Raw genomic sequence first — 16,622 nt, 5'->3', positions numbered from 1 at the left:
ATGCAGGCAATGCGGTGACATTGTTACACCGCGATTGCAGCGTTTGGGGCCGCTTCGCAGCCCAGCGGGAGCAAGCTCCCTCGCCACAGTTCATTCCAGATCAGGAGTAGGGTTAAACCCATCCACTGCTCTGCATCGCTTTATAAACCGCAACAATCGCCAGAATCATGAACGCCGAAGCCGCGAGGCGGCGGATCAGGGTCAGTGGCAGTTTGTCCGCGGCGAAATTACCCGCCAGTACCACCGGCACGTTGGCAATCAGCATGCCCACGGTGGTGCCGATGATCACCAGCCACAGTTCCGGGTATTGCGCGGCGAGCATCACGGTGGCGATCTGGGTCTTGTCGCCGATTTCGGCGAGGAAGAACGCGATCAGGGTCGTCAGGAACGGCCCGAACTTGCGCGCCGTGCTGGCTTCGTCGTCATCCATCTTGTCCGGGACCAGAGTCCACAGTGCTGTGGCCGCGAAGCTGGCGGCGAGGATCCAGTGCAGGACGGCGTCGGAGAAGAAACTGCCGAACCAGGCACCTACCGCACCGGCTGCTGCGTGGTTGGCCAGGGTCGCGGCGACAATCCCGGCAATGATCGGCCAGGGTTTGCGGAAGCGAGCGGCGAGAATCAGCGCGAGCAGTTGCGTCTTGTCGCCGATTTCGGCCAAGGCAACGATAGCGGTGGGAACGAGTAACGAGTCCAGCATCAGGAATTTCCTAAGGGGCGGGTCGACACGGCTATGACACGTACAGCCTTCCCGCCCCGGGTAAGGTGTGCGTGTCATAGGTCTTGTCAAACCCTGCGATCCGTCTGCTGCGGACGCTTGGGTCGCATACGCCATGATCTGAGGATCAAGTATGTTGACGTATGCCGGACGAGCTTGGCGCTCGTGGGAGACTACTCCCCTAGGACGGAGCGGATTCTGCCTAGGCAAATCCGATTGGGCAAGCACAAATTTTCAACCGCGCTTGGCCCGGTAAATGCGGAAACCATTGCCTTCAGCCTTGATCGCACACACGCCCAAGTGCTCCTCGATCAGCGGCTGATACTTGAGGAAACTGTTGGCCACGAGGCGCAGTTCGCCACCGTTTTTCAGATGTTTGGCCGCTTTTCGCAGCAGGTTCTCTGTGGCGAAATAATCGGTGTGCACGCCGACATGGAACGGCGGGTTGCTCAGAATTGCGCTCAAGCCCATCGGTGCGGCGTCGATGCCATCACCGGTCAGGACGTCCGCCTCAAGGCCGTTGGCGGCCAGGGTCAGACGGCTGCTGGCGGCGGCGAACGCGTCGACATCGAGCAAGGTCACCTGATTGTGCGGATAGCGACGTTTCACCGCAGCCCCGAGCACGCCGGCGCCGCAACCGAAATCGAGCAGATGGCCGCTCGGCAGTTTGTCCAGATGTTCCAGCAGCAGGGCGCTGCCGCGGTCCAGTCGACCGTGGCTGAACACGCCCGGCAGGCTGATGACTTTCAACGGCCCTTCGGCCAGCGGCAGTTCGTAAGTCTGCGCCAGGCTTTCCAGGGATTTCGCTTCCGGCGCGTTGGCCACGGTGACTTGCCAGAGTTGGCAGTGACGGGCGCTGTCGAGTTTGCGCGGCTTGCCGAACGGATTGAGCTGCTTGGAGGCGCCTTCGATGCCGCTGCGTTTTTCCCCGACCAGAAACACCTCGCGCCCGGCCAGACGCGATGCCACGGCGTTGAGGATGTAGTCGGTCAGGTCCTTGGACTTGGGCAGGAACACCACGGCGCTGTCGAATTCGCGCTCCGGGACATTCACACCGAACTGGCTACGGCCTTCGAAACGTGCGTCCAGCGCGGCTTGATCGCCAGCGTGCCAGCACCAGCCGAACGCGTTGGGCAGACGCCCGAGCAAGTCGTCGGCAGGCAAGCCCGCCAACAACAGCGAACCCTGGAATAACTCGGCCTGACGAAGCAGTACTTCACTGCGCGGATCCATAACTGCTCCTTGAAAAAAAGTGCCGCAGTTTATCAACTGACGACCCGCAGCGCCTCACCGCTGAAAAACGCTTCGGCGTTTTCGCTCAGTTGGCTGACGATACGCTGGCGTGCCTCGCGACTGCCCCAGGCGTTGTGCGGGGTGACGATCAGGCGCGGAATATCGCTGGCGAGCAGCGGATTGCCCTGGGTCGGGGGCTCGACACTCAACACATCGGTGGCAGCACCGCCGAGGTGACCGCTGCGCAAAGCATCGGCCAGCGCCTGCTCATCGATCAGGCCACCACGAGCGGTATTGACCACAAATGCGCCGGGCTTCATCGAGGCCAGCTCACGGGCGCCGATGAAATGCCGGGTGTGCTCGTTGAGCGGGCAGTGCAGGGTCAGGGCGTCGATCTGCGGCAGCAGTTGCTCCAGTGGCAAACGATCCGGCCGCGCCGGGCGCCCGGGAATCTGCCCGAGCAACACGCGCATGCCGAACGCTTCGGCCACCCGCGCCACGGCGCCACCGAGTTCGCCATGCCCGAGCAGGCCGAGGGTCTTGCCTTGCAGTTCGACGATCGGGTAGTCGAGCAGGCAGAACTGTTTCGCCTGTTGCCAGCGGCCTTCGCCCACAGCTTTCTGATAGTCGGCCAGGCGCGTGGCGAGGTTGAGCAACAGCATGATCGTGTGTTGCGCCACCGACGGGGTACCGTATGCCTGGCAATTGCACACGGTGATGCCGTGAGCGCGAGCGGCGGTGAGGTCGACGTTGTTGGTGCCGGTGGCGCTGATCAGGATCAGTTTCAGTTGCGGATTGGCAGTCATCGCGGCCGCATCGATCACGACTTTATTGGTGATCGCCACGCTGGCGCCTTGCAGGCGTTCGCTGACCTGTTCCGGCGAAGTCTGGGCGAACAGCTGCAGATCGCTGAAGCATTCACGCAACGGATTGAGGTCCAGATCGCCGAGGTCCAGCGAAGGGTGATCCAGGAATACCGCGCGGCGCGTGTTCGTCATCAACTGTACCTTTTGTGCTGTGAGCGGAGGGCGTACTCTGCCGAGCCTACCAGATGAAACAATTGGTTACTCGGCAGCATGAGCCGCTGTAATACCTGTGGCGAGGGAGCTTGCTCCCGCTGGCCTGCGAAGCAGACCCAAGCCTAATGAGGTTGTCTCAGCACTATCCGGTGTACCGGTTTTACGACTGCTGCGCAGCCGAGCGGGAGCAAGCTCCCTCGCCACAAATGGGTGGTGACTGCCGATTGGATGTTTACCCCTGAAAAATAGGAGCCCCCATGTACTGGACCGAGTTCTTGACCGTTGCACTGATCCATCTGCTCGCCGTCGCCAGCCCCGGCCCGGACTTTGCCGTGGTGGTGCGCGAGAGCGTCACCCATGGGCGTCGCGCCGGCACCTGGACCGCGCTGGGCGTAGGCTCGGCGATTTTCCTGCATGTCGGCTATTCGTTGCTTGGCATCGGTCTGATCGTGTCGCAATCGATCGTGCTGTTCAACGCGCTGAAGTGGGCGGCAGCGGCTTACTTGCTGTACATCGGCTTCAAGGCCTTGCGCGCGCAACCGGCGAAAACCGTCACCGATGACTTGCACAAGGAAGCCGGCGTGCGTACCGCGCGGGGTGCGTTCACCTCGGGCTTCGTCACTAACGGCCTGAATCCGAAAGCCACGCTGTTTTTCCTCTCGCTGTTCACCGTGGTGATCAACCCGCACACGCCGCTGGCTGTGCAGGCCGGTTACGGCGTGTACTTGGCGGTGGCGACGGCGATCTGGTTTTGCCTGGTGGCGATGCTGTTCAGCCAACACCGCGTGCGCGCCGGCTTCGCCCGCATGGGCCACTGGTTCGACCGCACCATGGGCGCCGTGCTGATCGCGCTCGGCGTGAAAATCGCGTTTACCGAGATGCATTGAGAACTGGAACACATTAATCCCTGTGGGAGCGAGCCTGCTCGCGAAAGCGCTAGTCCAGCCACCAAAGATGTCGACTGACCCGACGCCTTCGCGAGCAGGCTCGCTCCCACAAGTAGTGTTTTCTTCCGGATCAGCCCGAAATGCTGGCGCAAAGCTAGCATTTGCGCGGTTCTGCAAATCATTCCTTTGGCTGATTTGACTGTCTTGCAGGCGCACTAGAGTACGAATCTCTCCGCCAACACCGTGCAGTCAGAAAAGGGATTCTTATGTTGCAGACTCGGGTCATTCCGCCGGCCGATGGGGCCTACCAGTATCCATTGCTGATCAAACGGCTGCTGATGTCCGGCGCCCGTTACGAGAAAACCCGCGAAATCATCTACCGTGACCAGTTGCGCTACAGCTATCCGACCCTGATCGAACGTGTTGCGCGGCTGGCCAATGTGCTCACCGCTGCTGGCGTGAAGGCCGGTGACACGGTGGCGGTGATGGACTGGGACAGCCATCGTTACCTGGAATGCATGTTCGCCATTCCGATGATCGGCGCGGTGATCCACACCATCAACGTGCGACTGTCACCGGAGCAGATCCTCTACACCATGAATCACGCCGAGGACCGCTTCGTGCTGGTCAACAGCGAGTTCGTCGGGCTCTACCAGGCCATCGCGCCGCAGCTGACCACGGTCGAGAAAACCCTGCTGCTGACCGATCTTCCGGAGAAAACCGCAGAGCTGCCCAACCTCGTCGGTGAATACGAGCAATTGCTGGCCGCTGCAAGTGCGCAATACGATTTCCAGGACTTCGACGAAAACTCGGTCGCCACCACGTTCTACACCACCGGCACGACGGGCAATCCGAAAGGCGTGTACTTCACCCACCGGCAACTGGTGCTGCACACCATCGGCGTGGCGACGATCATGGGTTCGATCGACAGCGTGCGCCTGCTCGGCACCAACGATGTGTACATGCCGATCACGCCAATGTTCCATGTCCACGCCTGGGGATTGCCCTACGTGGCGACCATGCTCGGGCTCAAGCAGGTCTACCCCGGGCGTTACGATCCGGAATATCTGGTGGAGTTGTGGCGCAAGGAGAAGGTGACTTTTTCCCACTGCGTGCCGACCATCCTGCAGATGCTGCTCAACGCCAAAGCCGCGCAGGATGCCGACTTCGGCGGCTGGAAGATCGTCATCGGCGGCAGCGCGCTCAATCGCAGCCTGTATGAAAACGCCAAGGCGCGCGGCATTCAGCTGACGGCCGCGTACGGTATGTCGGAAACCGGGCCGCTGGTGTCCTGCGCGCACCTCAACGATGAATTGATGGCCGGGACTGAAGACGAGCGCACCACTTACCGGATCAAGGCCGGTGTGCCGGGGCCATTGGTCGAAGCGGCGATTGTCGACGGCGAGGGCAACTTCCTTCCGGCCGACGGCGAAACCCAGGGCGAACTGGTGCTGCGCGCGCCATGGCTGACCGAAGGCTACTTCAATGAACCGCAGAAGGGCGCCGAGCTCTGGGCCGGCGGCTGGCTGCACACCGGCGACGTCGCCACGCTGGACAGCATGGGCGTGATCGACATTCGTGACCGCATCAAGGACGTGATCAAGACCGGCGGCGAGTGGATCTCCTCCCTCGACCTCGAAGACCTGATCAGTCGGCATGCGGCGGTACGCGAAGTAGCAGTGGTGGGCATTGCCGACCCGCAGTGGGGCGAGCGTCCGTTTGCCTTGCTGGTAGTGCGCGAAGGGCAGGTGATCGGCGCGCGTGAGCTCAAGGAACACCTCAAGCCGTTCGTCGAGCTGGGGCATCTGAGCAAGTGGGCGATCCCCAGCCAGATCGCCCTTGTTACCGAAATTCCCAAGACCAGTGTCGGCAAGCTCGACAAGAAGCGTATCCGCCTCGACATCACCGAGTGGCAGGCCAATAACAGCACCTTCCTTTCGACACTTTGAGTGCCTGCTGGCGCGCCGAAACCGGCGCGCCAGACCCACCAAGCAAGCGCTTGGCTTGTGAAATCGAAAAAATCAGCCATCCTTGCCGTGCCGACTTGTGTCGGACTGGCGAAAGGACTGTTCCAGAGTGGTTGGCGGCTGCAAATCACACTTTAGAGGGATCAAGCGCTACCACCCGCTGGCTATAGTCCGCTCAAGGACTTTTTGAAAACGGAGCACACGCACTGATCGGGGCGAGCAACTCTGGAACGATTTCGGGCAGCCCTGGCGCCCGGTCCTCCACAGCGTTTTTAAAAGTACTCACTGCCATAACAATAATGCACATGGAGTAGCGTCGATGACCTCAGCAAACCAGTTCTGGCGCCGGGCGAAACTGCCTCTGGCGGTCAGTCTTGCCTCCTCGCTCGCCGGGCCTGCATTCGGCGTCAGTTTCAACGTCGGTGAAATCGAAGGGCAGTTCGACTCGTCCCTGTCGATCGGTGCCAGTTGGTCCACGCAGAGCCCGAACAAGAACCTCATCGGCGTCAACAATGGCGGCCATGGCCTGTCGCAGACTTCCGATGACGGTCACGCCAACTTCAAGAGCGGCGAAACCTTCTCGAAGATCTTCAAGGGCATCCATGACCTTGAACTGAAATATGGCGACACCGGCGTGTTCGTCCGTGGCAAATACTGGTACGACTTTGAACTCAAAGACGAAAGCCGCCAGTTCAAGGACATCAGCGACAGCAACCGCAAAGAGGGCGCCAAGTCCTCGGGCGGGCAGATCCTCGACGCCTTCGTCTACCACAACTACGCGATTGCCGATCAGCCGGGTTCCGTGCGGCTGGGCAAGCAAGTGGTGAGCTGGGGTGAAAGTACCTTCATCGGCGGCGGCATCAACTCGATCAACCCGATCGACGTGTCCGCGTTCCGTCGTCCGGGCGCCGAGATCAAGGAAGGCCTGATCCCGGTCAACATGTTCTACGTGTCCCAGAGCCTCACCGATAACCTCTCGGCCGAAGCGTTCTATCAACTGGAATGGGACCAGACCGTCGTCGACAACTGCGGCACCTTCTTCTCCCAGCCGGACATCGTTGCCGACGGTTGCGACAGCAATCTGCGCGTGCTGAACAAGCGTTCGCAGATTCCGGCCATCGCCCTCGGGCCGTTGGCGGGCGCAGGCGTGGATGTCAACGAAGAAGGCGTACTGGTGCGCCGTGGGCCGGACCGTGATGCCCGCGACAGCGGTCAGTGGGGCGCGTCCCTCAAATACATGTTCGAGCCACTCGATACCGAGTTCGGCGCCTACTTCATGAACTACCACAGCCGTGCGCCGATCTTCAGCGCCACTGGTGCGCCGCAGTCGGTGTACAACACCGCCGCTGCGCTGCCGGGGCCGTTCGCCGCGCTCGCACCGCTGCTGGTTGCGGGCAACTCCAATTACTTCATCGAATACCCGGAAGACATTCGTCTCTACGGCCTGAGCTTCTCCACCACCCTGCCTACCGGTACGGCGTGGAGCGGTGAGATCAGCTATCGTCCGAACGCGCCGGTGCAACTGAACTCCACCGACATCCTGTTTGCCGGCGTGCGTCCACTGGGCGGCGCGCTGACCAACGCTTCGCTGCTCACTGGCGTACCGGGTCAGGACCTGCACGGCTATGAGCGCAAGGAAATCACCCAGATCCAGACGACCTTCACGCACTTCTTCGATCAGGTCATGGGCGCCAGCCGTCTGACCCTCGTCGGTGAAGTGGGCGCGACTTACGTCGGCGGGCTGGAAAGCCGCTCCGACATGCGTTATGGCCGCGATCCGGTCTACGGCCCGGGCGAATTGCCGGCCACTGGCACCACCAATACCTGCGCCAACATCCTCAACGCCAGCACCATCAACGGCGCCGGCCCGGGTTCGCCGCAGAACAACCGCAGCCGCAATTGCGACAACGACGGTTTCACCACCTCGATGTCCTGGGGCTACCGTGGTCGTGCCATCTGGGAATACAACGACGTGTTCGCCGGGGTAAACCTCAAGCCGAACGTGGCCTGGTCCCACGACGTCAGCGGTTACTCGCCAGGCCCTGGCGGCAACTTCGAAGAAGGTCGCAAAGCGGTCAGCCTGGGCGTCGATGCCGAATACCAGAACACCTACACCGCGAGCCTGGCCTACACCAATTTCTTCGACGGCAAGTACACCACCGTGGATGACCGCGACTTCGTGGCGCTCAGCTTCGGCGTGAACTTCTAAGCACTGCATTTCAGGACGAACGAATTTATGAAAATAACAAAGAGTCTGTTCCACGCCGGTGTTCTGGGCCTGTCGCTGCTGGCGAGCGGCGTCATGGCGGCGGTGCCTGCTGCCGAAGCGGATAAACTGGGCAAGAGCCTGACGCCGATGGGCGCGGAGATGGCCGGTAACGCCGACGGTTCGATCCCGGCCTGGAAACCGCTGCCGAAAAATGCCGGCAGCGTCGACAGCAAAGGCTTTCTGTCCAACCCTTACGCCAGTGAGCAGCCGCTGTTCACCATCACTGCCAAGGACGTCGACAAGTACAAGGACAAGCTTGCCCCGGGCCAGTACGCGATGTTCAAGCGCTACCCGGAAACCTTCAAGATGCCGGTCTATCCGTCCCATCGCGGCGCCACCGTGCCCGATGACGTATTCGCTGCCATCAAGAAGAACGCGACCAGCACTAATCTGGTGTCCGGCGGCAACGGTCTGGAAAACTTCGATACCGCCGTGCCGTTCCCGATTCCTAAAACCGGTGTGGAAGTGATCTGGAACCACATCACCCGCTATCGCGGCGGCAGCGTGACCCGCCTGGTGACCCAGGCCACGCCGCAACCGAACGGCTCGTACAGCCTGGTGTACTTCCAGGATCAGTTCGTGTTCCGCGACAAGATGAAGGACTACGATCCGGCGAACCCGGGCAACATCCTGTTCTACTTCAAGCAGAAAGTGACCGCGCCGGCGCGTCTGGCCGGTGGCGTACTGCTGGTGCACGAGACTCTCGATCAGGTCAAAGAGCCGCGTTCGGCGTGGGTCTACAACGCCGGTCAGCGTCGGGTGCGTCGTGCACCGCAAGTGTCGTATGACGGCCCGGGTACCGCCGCCGACGGCCTGCGTACTTCCGACAACCTCGATATGTACAACGGCGCGCCGGATCGCTACGACTGGAAGCTCGAAGGCAAGAAGGAGATGTACATCGCCTCCGACAGCTACAAGCTCGACGATCCAAAACTGAAGTACTCGGACATCATCAAGGCCGGTCACATCAACCAGGACCTGGCACGTTACGAGCTGCGCCGCGTCTGGCATGTCACAGCGACCCTGAAGGAAGGTCAGCGCCACATCTACGCCAAACGTGACTTCTACATCGACGAGGACACCTGGCAAGCCGCGGTGATCGACCATTACGACGGTCGTGGTCAACTGTGGCGTGTGGCCGAGGCGCATGCCGAGAACTACTACGACAAGCAAGTGCCGTGGTACGCCCTCGAAACCCTTTACGACCTGCAGTCCGGCCGTTATCTGGCGCTGGGCATGAAGAACGAAGAGAAGCAGGCGTATGACTTCGGTTTCACCGCCACCACCAGCGACTTCACCCCGGCCGCTCTGCGTCAGGATGGTGTGCGCTAAAGCTGCTTGAACCCGAGGCCGCATCCTCATGAAAACGCCCCGACTGGTTCGGGGCGTTTTTTCGGCTTTTGAAATCGCTTTTTGTAGGAGCTGCCGGAGGGGAGGGTCGCAGTGGATGTAGGCTTTTTGTAGCCATTTGTAGCAGCAACCTTCATAACCGGTTCGATTAAGGCTAGGCTGCGGACATCTGCAACGCCGCCAATCGCCTTCGAACAAGAGCCGGCCATGACTGATCTGTCCCCACTTCCGGGTCCCGCAAGCATCACCGTCGCAGCACTGGACGGGCGTTTTTTCCGCCCGCCGCTGCCTGACGGTTATGTTCTGCGGCCGCGCCTTTGCCAGCGTCTGCAGGCCGGGCTGGGTGGCCGGTTGCTGTTGGTCAGCGCCCCGGCAGGGTTCGGCAAGAGCTCGCTGGCGGTGGAGTTCTGTCAGAGTCTGCCCGCGCACTGGCAAAGTCTGTGGTTGGGCTTGAGTCCGCGTGACAGTGATCCCGGGCGTTTTCTCGAGCGCTTGCTCGAAGGTCTGCAAGACTATTTTCCGGCCTTGGGCGCCGGTGCTCTTGGCCTGCTGAAAATGCGTCAGCGTCATCAGCCGTTCGCCTTCGAAGAATGGCTCGACGGACTGCTCGACGAGCTCGCGCTGCATCTCGATCCCGCTGCACCGCTGCTGCTGGTGCTCGACGATTACCACCTCGCCCAAGGGCCGGTGCTGGATCGTTGCCTGCAATTTTTCCTCAATCATCTGCCCGATGGCTTGCTGGTGATGGTCACCAGTCGGCAGCGCCCGGACTGGCATCTGGCGCGTCTGCGCCTGTCGCGGCAGTTGCTCGAGCTGCACGAACAGGATTTGCGCCTGACCCACGATGAAGCGCTGACTCTGCTCGATCGGCACAGCAGCTCACTGCGCGGCGAGGCACTGGAAAACCTGATCCAGCGCAGCGAAGGCTGGGTCGCCGGGCTGCGCTTCTGGTTGCTGGCGGTGGCCGAGGCGGGCAGCGATGCCGCGCTGCCGCAAGCGCTGAACGGCGGGGAAGGGCTGATTCGCGACTATCTGCTCGAAGAAGTCATCGATTGCCTGCCCGCCGACGTGCAATCCTTTCTCTACGAAACCGCACCGCAGGAACGCTTTTGCAGCGAGCTGTGCGACGCCGTCCGCGAAGCCCATGACAGCGCCGAGATCCTGCGCTTTCTGCTCGCTCATCAGGTATTTCTGGTGCCGCTGGACGAGCACGGTCACTGGTATCGCTATCACCATTTGTTTTCCGACTTGTTGCGCAGCCGGCCGATCGCCCAGGCGATGGTGCCGACTGCCACCCTGCATTTGCGCGCCTGTCGCTGGTTCAATGCGCAGGGCTTGCTCGATGAAGCGGTGGAGCAGGCGTTGCGTGCCGGGCATCTCGATGTCGCGGCGAACCTGGTACAGAACCTGTCCGAAGAACAACTGCTCGCCGAGCAGAACGTCGGCATGCTGCTGCGCTGGAAGATGGACTTGCCCGACAGCCTGCTGATCAGCACGCCACGGCTGATCGTGCTCTACAGCTGGGCACTGGGGCTGGCCTGCCAACTCGATGCCGCCGAAGAGCTGGCCAGCCATTTGAGCCGCTTTCTGCCAGCGCCCTCGGCCACCGCGCAGAAGTCGATGCTGGCGCAGTGGCTGGCGTTGAGCGGGATCATCGCTCGCGGACGCGGCCATCGCGAGCTGACCCTGCGCTATTGCGGCGAGGCGCTGGAAAGCCTGCCGGCCAAGCGCTACGGCCAGCGGCTGATGTGCCTGTCGACCCTGTCCAATCTGGCGATCGCCGACGGCGATCTGTGGCGCGCACGCGGGCTGAACCGTGAATCCCTCGAACTGGCGCAACGGGTTGGCAATCCATTATTCGAAGCCTTGGCGCATTACGATCGGGCCCGGGTTCTGCAATCGCGGGGCGAGATCCTGCGCGCGCTGGATGAAGTGCATCAGGGGCTGGAGCGCTTGCGTGGTCTGTCGCCGCAACGACTGTACGCGGTACGCGCGCGGCTGACGTTGTACGAAGGTTTCCTGCTGGCGATGCGTTTGCAATCTCAGGCCGCGCGCGTACGCCTGCTCGCCGGGATTGGCGAAGCGCGGGCCTGTCGCGACATCAGCGTGCTGATCGGTCACTGCGTGATCGCTCGCCTGGACGGGGCCAGCGGCGAGTTCGCCAAGGCCTTTGCCGAACTCGCCGAAGCCGAACGCCTGATGCACATCTGGGACGTGCCGCCGATCTACTATCTGGCAATGATTACGCTGGTCAAATGCGAACTGTGGCTGGCGCAGGGGCGTATCGATCTCGCCGAGGCGTGGCTCGCGCGCCTGGGCCAGACCTACACCGGCGAGCATGCTGCCGCACCGCCGGAGTTTCATCCACAGCTGCCACTGCATGTGGAGCTGCAACAGGCGTTGCTCGATGTGATTCAGGGGCAACCGATGCTCGCCGAAGGGCGCTTGAATGTGTTGCATGAAAACGGTCAGCGAACCGGGCGGCAGTTGCTCAGCGTGATGGCACTGACGCAGAAGGTGGCGTTATTGCTGGCGAGTGGACGAGAGTCTGAAGCGCGCAAAACCCTGACTCTGGCGCTGGAAGCTGCTGCCGGCGGTGCCTTTCAACCTTTTGAGGCGTTGCTGAAAAGTCATCCCGACTGGTTGCGAGGACAACTGCAGGCGCTCACTTGCAACGCGGTCAGCCAGCAATTGCTTACGCATTTTCCAACAGCAGTGTTGCGCCCCACCGTGGAAAGCTCTGTCACTGAACAACTCAGCAGCCGTGAATTGGCGGTACTGCGCCTGATCGCACAGGGCTGTTCCAATCAGGAAATCAGTGAGCAGTTGTTCATTTCCCTGCACACCGTGAAAACCCACGCCAGCCACATCAATAGCAAGCTGGGCGTCGAGCGGCGTACCCAGGCAGTGGCGCGCGCCAAGGAACTGGGATTGCTCTATTGAGATCACGCCATGACTCGACAGAAAAACAAACGCCCCGAACCAGTCGGGGCGTTTGTTTTCAGTTCACCGGCCGGGGTTGCTGGCCTGGCAAGTGAACAGTGCGTCAGGCCACCAGATCGTTGGCGCTGAAGCTGTTCACACCGACCAGCTGGATTTCGAAGTCCGCGCCGGCATTGCCGCTGACATTGCCCGACAGTACGTGGTCGACGAAGCGCAGTTGCCCGGCACCGGTGAAGTCATTGGCGCCGATGAAAGTGAAGCCGTTAAAGCCAGCAGTCATCAGGTTGGCATCAAACTTCGTCAGATCAATCTTGTCGCCTTGCAGGCTGTTGAAGTCAGTGATGACGTCTCGATTGGCGCCGAGGCCTATTTCGTTGACTGCGCGGAAGACGAAGGTGTCGGCTCCGTTACCTCCAATGAGCGTGTCTTTGCCCGCACCACCGTCCAGTACGTTGTTGCCATCGTTGCCGTACAGGGTGTTGTTCAGGGCATTACCGGTAGCCTTGAGGTCTGCGGCACCTGCCAGAGCGAGAATTTCGACGTTGTTGCCCAAGGTGTAGTCGACGTAGGAATAGACCATGTCGATTTCCGAGAGTGAGGTACCCGTCTCGACCACCACATCCGCGATGTCGTTAACGATGTAAGTATCGTTACCGGCGCCGCCGATCATGGTATCTGCGCCCCAGCCGCCGTCGATGAAGTTGGCGTCGCTGTTGCCCGTCAGGGTGTTGTTCAGCACGTTGCCCGTCAGGTTGAACGCCCCTGCGCCGCTGACGATGAGATTTTCGACGTTTAGCAGATTGCTCTGGTTCAGACTGACGGTGCTGGTCTGGGCGGTAGCGCTGTACTCAATGACAATGGTGTCGTTACCCTCATTGGCATATTCCTGAATCAGCGCCAGTTCTCCCGCCTGATCGACGCCGTAGCCGTCATTGCCCTTGCCGCCGATCATGGTGTCGAGGCCAGCCCCCCCGACCAGTTGGTTGTTGCCATCATTGCCGATCAATACGTTGTTCAGCGCGTTGCCGACGGCGTAATTATTGGCAGTGCCGGTGAGCGTGAGGTTTTCCACGTTGGCGACAAGTGCGTAGCTGATCGAGGCGCGAACGGTGTCGATCTCGCTGGCCAGGGTGCTGGTCTCGCTGATCACGTCACCGACGTTGTCGAGGATGTAAGTATCGTTGCCAGCGCCGCCAGCCATGAAGTCGGCGCCCAGGCCGCCGTCGACTACGTTGTTGCCTTCGTTGCCGTAGAGGGTGTTGTTCAACGCGTTGCCGGTACCGCTGAGATTTGCGCTACCAACCAGATTCAATATCTCGACGTTATTGCCCAGGGTGTAGTCGACGTAGGAGTACACCATGTCGATTTCCGAGAGCGAAGTACCGGTTTCGACGACCACGTCGCCGACGTTCTCGACGATATAAATATCGTTGCCGGCACCACCCTCCATTCTGTCGGCACCCGCCATGCCATTGAGTTGATTATCCAGTGCGTTGCCGATCAGCGTGTCATTGAAAACCGAACCGGTAGCGTTTTCTATCTTCGCGCCGTATGCAATCGCCAGACCTTGATTGAAGGCATTGCCGGCCTGGTCAGTAAAGGCCTGACCGATCGTGCTGTACTGTCCTTCGTTGAGGTTAAGGCTGACGGCTGCCAATTGGTTGCTCGCATCGATCGTATCGACACCGCCGGCATCCCAGATGGTTTCAAACACAGATTGTGTCGGTGCCCAGGAGTACACGTTGTTGCCAGTCATCCACTGGGTATTGGCGCCATACAGGCTCTGGATCGCCAGGATGTCGAGCACCATCGGAGTGGTCGGCAGGTACGAGTAATTGTTGTTATAGCTCATGACGGTGAAGGCGACGTCATCCAGCGCCGGAGCGAGCGTGATGGCATTGTTGGCTGATGGTGCGAACGAATGCTTCAGGCCAATGGCATGACCGATTTCATGAACGAATGTCATGAAGTCATAAGTGCCCTTGTCCGGAAACAGTTCACTTGTGTTTGGTCCGATCCAGACATCACCGCCATTAGGCTTTTCGGAAGGAGTGTAAGCCCAGGCTGCTGCGTCGTCGTCCAGCAACGAGTAACCGCCGAAGCGCAGATCGCCCACGCTCGTCGAGGATTCACCGGTCAACTGAAAGGTGATATTCGCCACCGCGGCCCAACTATCCAGTGCGCCCATTACCGCCAGTTTCTGTGTGTTTGTCAGGGCGTAGGCGGCCTTTGGTTCATTGTCGGCGCTGTAGTTCGGTGCGAAGACTGAAACACCAGGGACGATGAAACTGTAGGTAAGACTGGTCACTGCCGCAGGGGAGTACCACTTGGTGCTTTCCCATTTATAGCCGGAAATAAGGCTGTCGACAGGAGCTACCCCTGTCAATGAAGCGGACCAGGTGTCGGTGTAACCAGTAGGGCGTGGCATGAAGAATTCCTGAGGTAGGCTGCGGCCCTTCCCGAAATGTGGCCGCTACAAGGTTTGATTTTGCACGAAAAAAAACAGCTTTGGCATTATATGGCCACTATTTTCCGATTGATGGCGTCAAAAAACTGTTCGGGCGATATGTATCGGCGTGTGACGTAGAATCTTGATGTCAGCTTCATGCCTTCAGCTCAGGATCCCTATGACCGTTCCGAATCCAGCACTCATCCGCGAAACCTTCCCCGTCGGACCGCTTCAGTGCAACTGCACCATCATCGGCGACCCGATCACGAAAAAAGCCATCGTCGTCGACCCGGGCGGCAATCCCGATCTGATCATGGCGCGCCTTGATACCCTCGGTCTGAAGGTGGTCAGCATCATCCACACCCACGCGCATCTTGACCATTTCCTGGCTTCCGGGCAGATGAAGGAAAAGACTGGTGCGACCCTGCATTTGCACAAGGAGGATCAATTCCTCTGGGACAACCTCGAAATGCAATGCCAGATGTTCGGCGTGCCTTACACCCCCGTACCCTCGCCGGATCGCTGGTTGAGCGATGACGAAGAACTGGCCTGTGGTTGCGGCGTCGCGCTGCACACGCCGGGGCATACGCCAGGTTCCATGAGCTTCTGGTTTTCCGAGGCTAAGCTGTTGATTGCCGGAGACACGCTGTTTCGTCGCGGAGTAGGGCGCACGGACTTATGGGGCGGCGATCAGGCGACCATCGTGCGTTCGATCAAGCAGCGGCTATATACGCTGGACGAGGATGCAACCGTTGTTACCGGGCACGGTCCGGACACGCGTCTGGGTGACGAGATGCGAGAGAACCCGTTTGTGCGTGCCTGAATTTTTTGTCACGGGCGGCGGGCGGAATTTTTAGGCATTGTCATGATCCAACGCCCGCACAGGTCCATTAGTTGATCGGTGGCCGCTGTACCAAAGAATGCAAAAAAGACCAGGAGCTCTCCATGTTCACCACGCGTCGTTTGATTATTGTCGCTACTGCCGTGGCCGTGCTGTCCGGCTGCGCCTCGCCCAATCCGTATGACAATCAGGGGCAGGCCGACGGTGGCTCGCAGGGCATGAGCAAAACCGCCAAATACGGTGGCCTCGGTGCGCTGGCCGGTGCACTCGCCGGCGCTGCCATCGGCCACGACAACCGTGGCAAGGGCGCCTTGATCGGCGCCGCTGTTGTCGGTGCATCCGCTGCCGGCTACGGTTACTACGCCGACCAGCAGGAAAAGAAACTGCGCGCGAGCATGGCCAACACTGGTGTTGAGGTGCAGCGTCAGGGTGATCAGATCAAGCTGATCATGCCGGGCAATATCACCTTCGCCACCGACTCGGCGAACATCGCCCCAACCTTCTATCAGCCGCTGAACAACCTGGCCAACTCGCTGAAAGAGTTCAACCAGAACCAGATCGAAATCGTCGGCTACACCGACAGCACCGGCAGCCGCCAGCACAACATGGACCTGTCCCAGCGTCGTGCGCAGAGCGTGGCGACCTACCTGACCTCGCAAGGCGTCAGCGGTGCCAACCTGTCGGCCCGTGGCGCCGGCCCGGATAATCCGATCGCCAGCAACGGTGACGTCAATGGCCGTGCGCAGAACCGCCGGGTTGAAGTCAACCTGAAGGCGATTCCGGGCCAGCAGTATGGTGATCAGCAACAGCAACCGGGTACGGTTCAGCAGTACCCGTAAGCGACTGCCTGAAAGAACTAATGCCCGGTCCTGTGATCGGGCATTTTTTTTGTGTCATTGCCGCCGGCGTCATCGCGAGCAGGCTCACTCCTACAGTGGGACGCATTCCA

At 60.5% G+C, this 16,622-nt stretch carries 11 protein-coding genes and 1 riboswitch; of the genes, 7 read left to right on the top strand and 4 right to left on the bottom strand.

The window, feature by feature from the left end; translation table 11 throughout:
- Positions 1 to 112 precede the first annotated feature (112 nt).
- The 3 genes from DCO47_RS06855 to DCO47_RS06845 form a co-directional block, all read right to left on the bottom strand.
- Entirely contained in the window at positions 113 to 697 is a 585-nt protein-coding gene (locus DCO47_RS06855) for a TMEM165/GDT1 family protein (protein WP_042609731.1), read from the bottom strand.
- Between the two features lie 89 nt (positions 698 to 786).
- Positions 787 to 909, bottom strand: a riboswitch (yybP-ykoY riboswitch).
- A gap of 40 nt (positions 910 to 949) precedes the next feature.
- Positions 950 to 1,948 carry a class I SAM-dependent methyltransferase gene (locus tag DCO47_RS06850; protein WP_116657777.1) on the bottom strand — a complete coding sequence of 333 codons (999 nt, stop codon included), beginning with the start codon at positions 1,946 to 1,948 and terminating at the stop codon, positions 950 to 952.
- Positions 1,949 to 1,980: 32 nt separating this feature from the next.
- On the bottom strand, positions 1,981 to 2,946 hold the full coding sequence (locus DCO47_RS06845; RefSeq protein WP_116657776.1) for a 2-hydroxyacid dehydrogenase: 966 nt from the start codon (positions 2,944 to 2,946) through the stop codon (positions 1,981 to 1,983).
- 278 nt (positions 2,947 to 3,224) lie between these two features.
- Between DCO47_RS06845 and DCO47_RS06840 the strand changes: the two genes are divergently transcribed.
- From DCO47_RS06840 to DCO47_RS06820, 5 genes are all read left to right on the top strand, one after another.
- Positions 3,225 to 3,854, top strand: a complete 630-nt coding sequence (locus DCO47_RS06840) for a LysE family translocator (protein WP_042609734.1) — start codon at positions 3,225 to 3,227, stop codon at positions 3,852 to 3,854.
- 266 nt (positions 3,855 to 4,120) lie between these two features.
- Positions 4,121 to 5,803, top strand: a complete 1,683-nt coding sequence (locus DCO47_RS06835; protein ID WP_064362151.1) for a fatty acid--CoA ligase — start codon at positions 4,121 to 4,123, stop codon at positions 5,801 to 5,803.
- 337 nt (positions 5,804 to 6,140) lie between these two features.
- Positions 6,141 to 8,030 carry a DUF1302 domain-containing protein gene (locus tag DCO47_RS06830; RefSeq protein WP_042609736.1) on the top strand — a complete coding sequence of 630 codons (1,890 nt, stop codon included), beginning with the start codon at positions 6,141 to 6,143 and terminating at the stop codon, positions 8,028 to 8,030.
- Positions 8,031 to 8,057: 27 nt separating this feature from the next.
- Positions 8,058 to 9,422: a DUF1329 domain-containing protein gene (locus tag DCO47_RS06825; protein WP_116657775.1), complete on the top strand. Its 1,365-nt coding sequence runs from the start codon at positions 8,058 to 8,060 to the stop codon at positions 9,420 to 9,422.
- Between the two features lie 225 nt (positions 9,423 to 9,647).
- The gene (locus tag DCO47_RS06820) at positions 9,648 to 12,383 is read left to right on the top strand and encodes a LuxR C-terminal-related transcriptional regulator (RefSeq protein ID WP_116657774.1); all 2,736 of its coding nucleotides are present in this window, start codon (positions 9,648 to 9,650) and stop codon (positions 12,381 to 12,383) included.
- Between the two features lie 103 nt (positions 12,384 to 12,486).
- On the opposite strand, the gene DCO47_RS06815 is transcribed toward DCO47_RS06820, so the two are convergent.
- A complete protein-coding gene (locus DCO47_RS06815; protein ID WP_116657773.1) occupies positions 12,487 to 14,811 on the bottom strand; it encodes a M10 family metallopeptidase C-terminal domain-containing protein in 2,325 nt (774 codons plus the stop codon).
- Between the two features lie 199 nt (positions 14,812 to 15,010).
- On the opposite strand from DCO47_RS06815, the gene DCO47_RS06810 reads away from it, so the two are divergent.
- Positions 15,011 to 15,655, top strand: a complete 645-nt coding sequence (locus DCO47_RS06810; RefSeq protein ID WP_042609740.1) for an MBL fold metallo-hydrolase — start codon at positions 15,011 to 15,013, stop codon at positions 15,653 to 15,655.
- 122 nt (positions 15,656 to 15,777) lie between these two features.
- Entirely contained in the window at positions 15,778 to 16,512 is a 735-nt protein-coding gene (locus DCO47_RS06805; RefSeq protein WP_064364292.1) for an OmpA family protein, read from the top strand.
- The last annotated feature ends 110 nt before the right edge of the window (positions 16,513 to 16,622 follow it).

The organism is Pseudomonas sp. NDM, assembly GCF_003105095.1.
Classification (GTDB): Bacteria; Pseudomonadota; Gammaproteobacteria; order Pseudomonadales; family Pseudomonadaceae; genus Aquipseudomonas; species Aquipseudomonas moraviensis_A.
Note: the sequence above shows the minus strand (reverse complement) of the source record. Positions and strands in the feature narration are given on the sequence as shown.

Excerpts from the sequence above, each read along its gene's own strand:
- DCO47_RS06810 (WP_042609740.1), top strand. The coding sequence starts at position 15,011 with ATGACCGTTCCGAATCCAGCACTCATCCGCGAAACCTTCCCCGTCGGA.
- DCO47_RS06840 (WP_042609734.1), top strand. The coding sequence starts at position 3,225 with ATGTACTGGACCGAGTTCTTGACCGTTGCACTGATCCATCTGCTCGCC.
- DCO47_RS06820 (WP_116657774.1), top strand. The coding sequence starts at position 9,648 with ATGACTGATCTGTCCCCACTTCCGGGTCCCGCAAGCATCACCGTCGCA.
- DCO47_RS06835 (WP_064362151.1), top strand. The coding sequence starts at position 4,121 with ATGTTGCAGACTCGGGTCATTCCGCCGGCCGATGGGGCCTACCAGTAT.
- DCO47_RS06845 (WP_116657776.1), bottom strand. The coding sequence starts at position 2,946 with ATGACGAACACGCGCCGCGCGGTATTCCTGGATCACCCTTCGCTGGAC.
- DCO47_RS06815 (WP_116657773.1), bottom strand. The coding sequence starts at position 14,811 with ATGCCACGCCCTACTGGTTACACCGACACCTGGTCCGCTTCATTGACA.
- DCO47_RS06805 (WP_064364292.1), top strand. The coding sequence starts at position 15,778 with ATGTTCACCACGCGTCGTTTGATTATTGTCGCTACTGCCGTGGCCGTG.
- DCO47_RS06850 (WP_116657777.1), bottom strand. The coding sequence starts at position 1,948 with ATGGATCCGCGCAGTGAAGTACTGCTTCGTCAGGCCGAGTTATTCCAG.
- DCO47_RS06825 (WP_116657775.1), top strand. The coding sequence starts at position 8,058 with ATGAAAATAACAAAGAGTCTGTTCCACGCCGGTGTTCTGGGCCTGTCG.
- DCO47_RS06830 (WP_042609736.1), top strand. The coding sequence starts at position 6,141 with ATGACCTCAGCAAACCAGTTCTGGCGCCGGGCGAAACTGCCTCTGGCG.
- DCO47_RS06855 (WP_042609731.1), bottom strand. The coding sequence starts at position 697 with ATGCTGGACTCGTTACTCGTTCCCACCGCTATCGTTGCCTTGGCCGAA.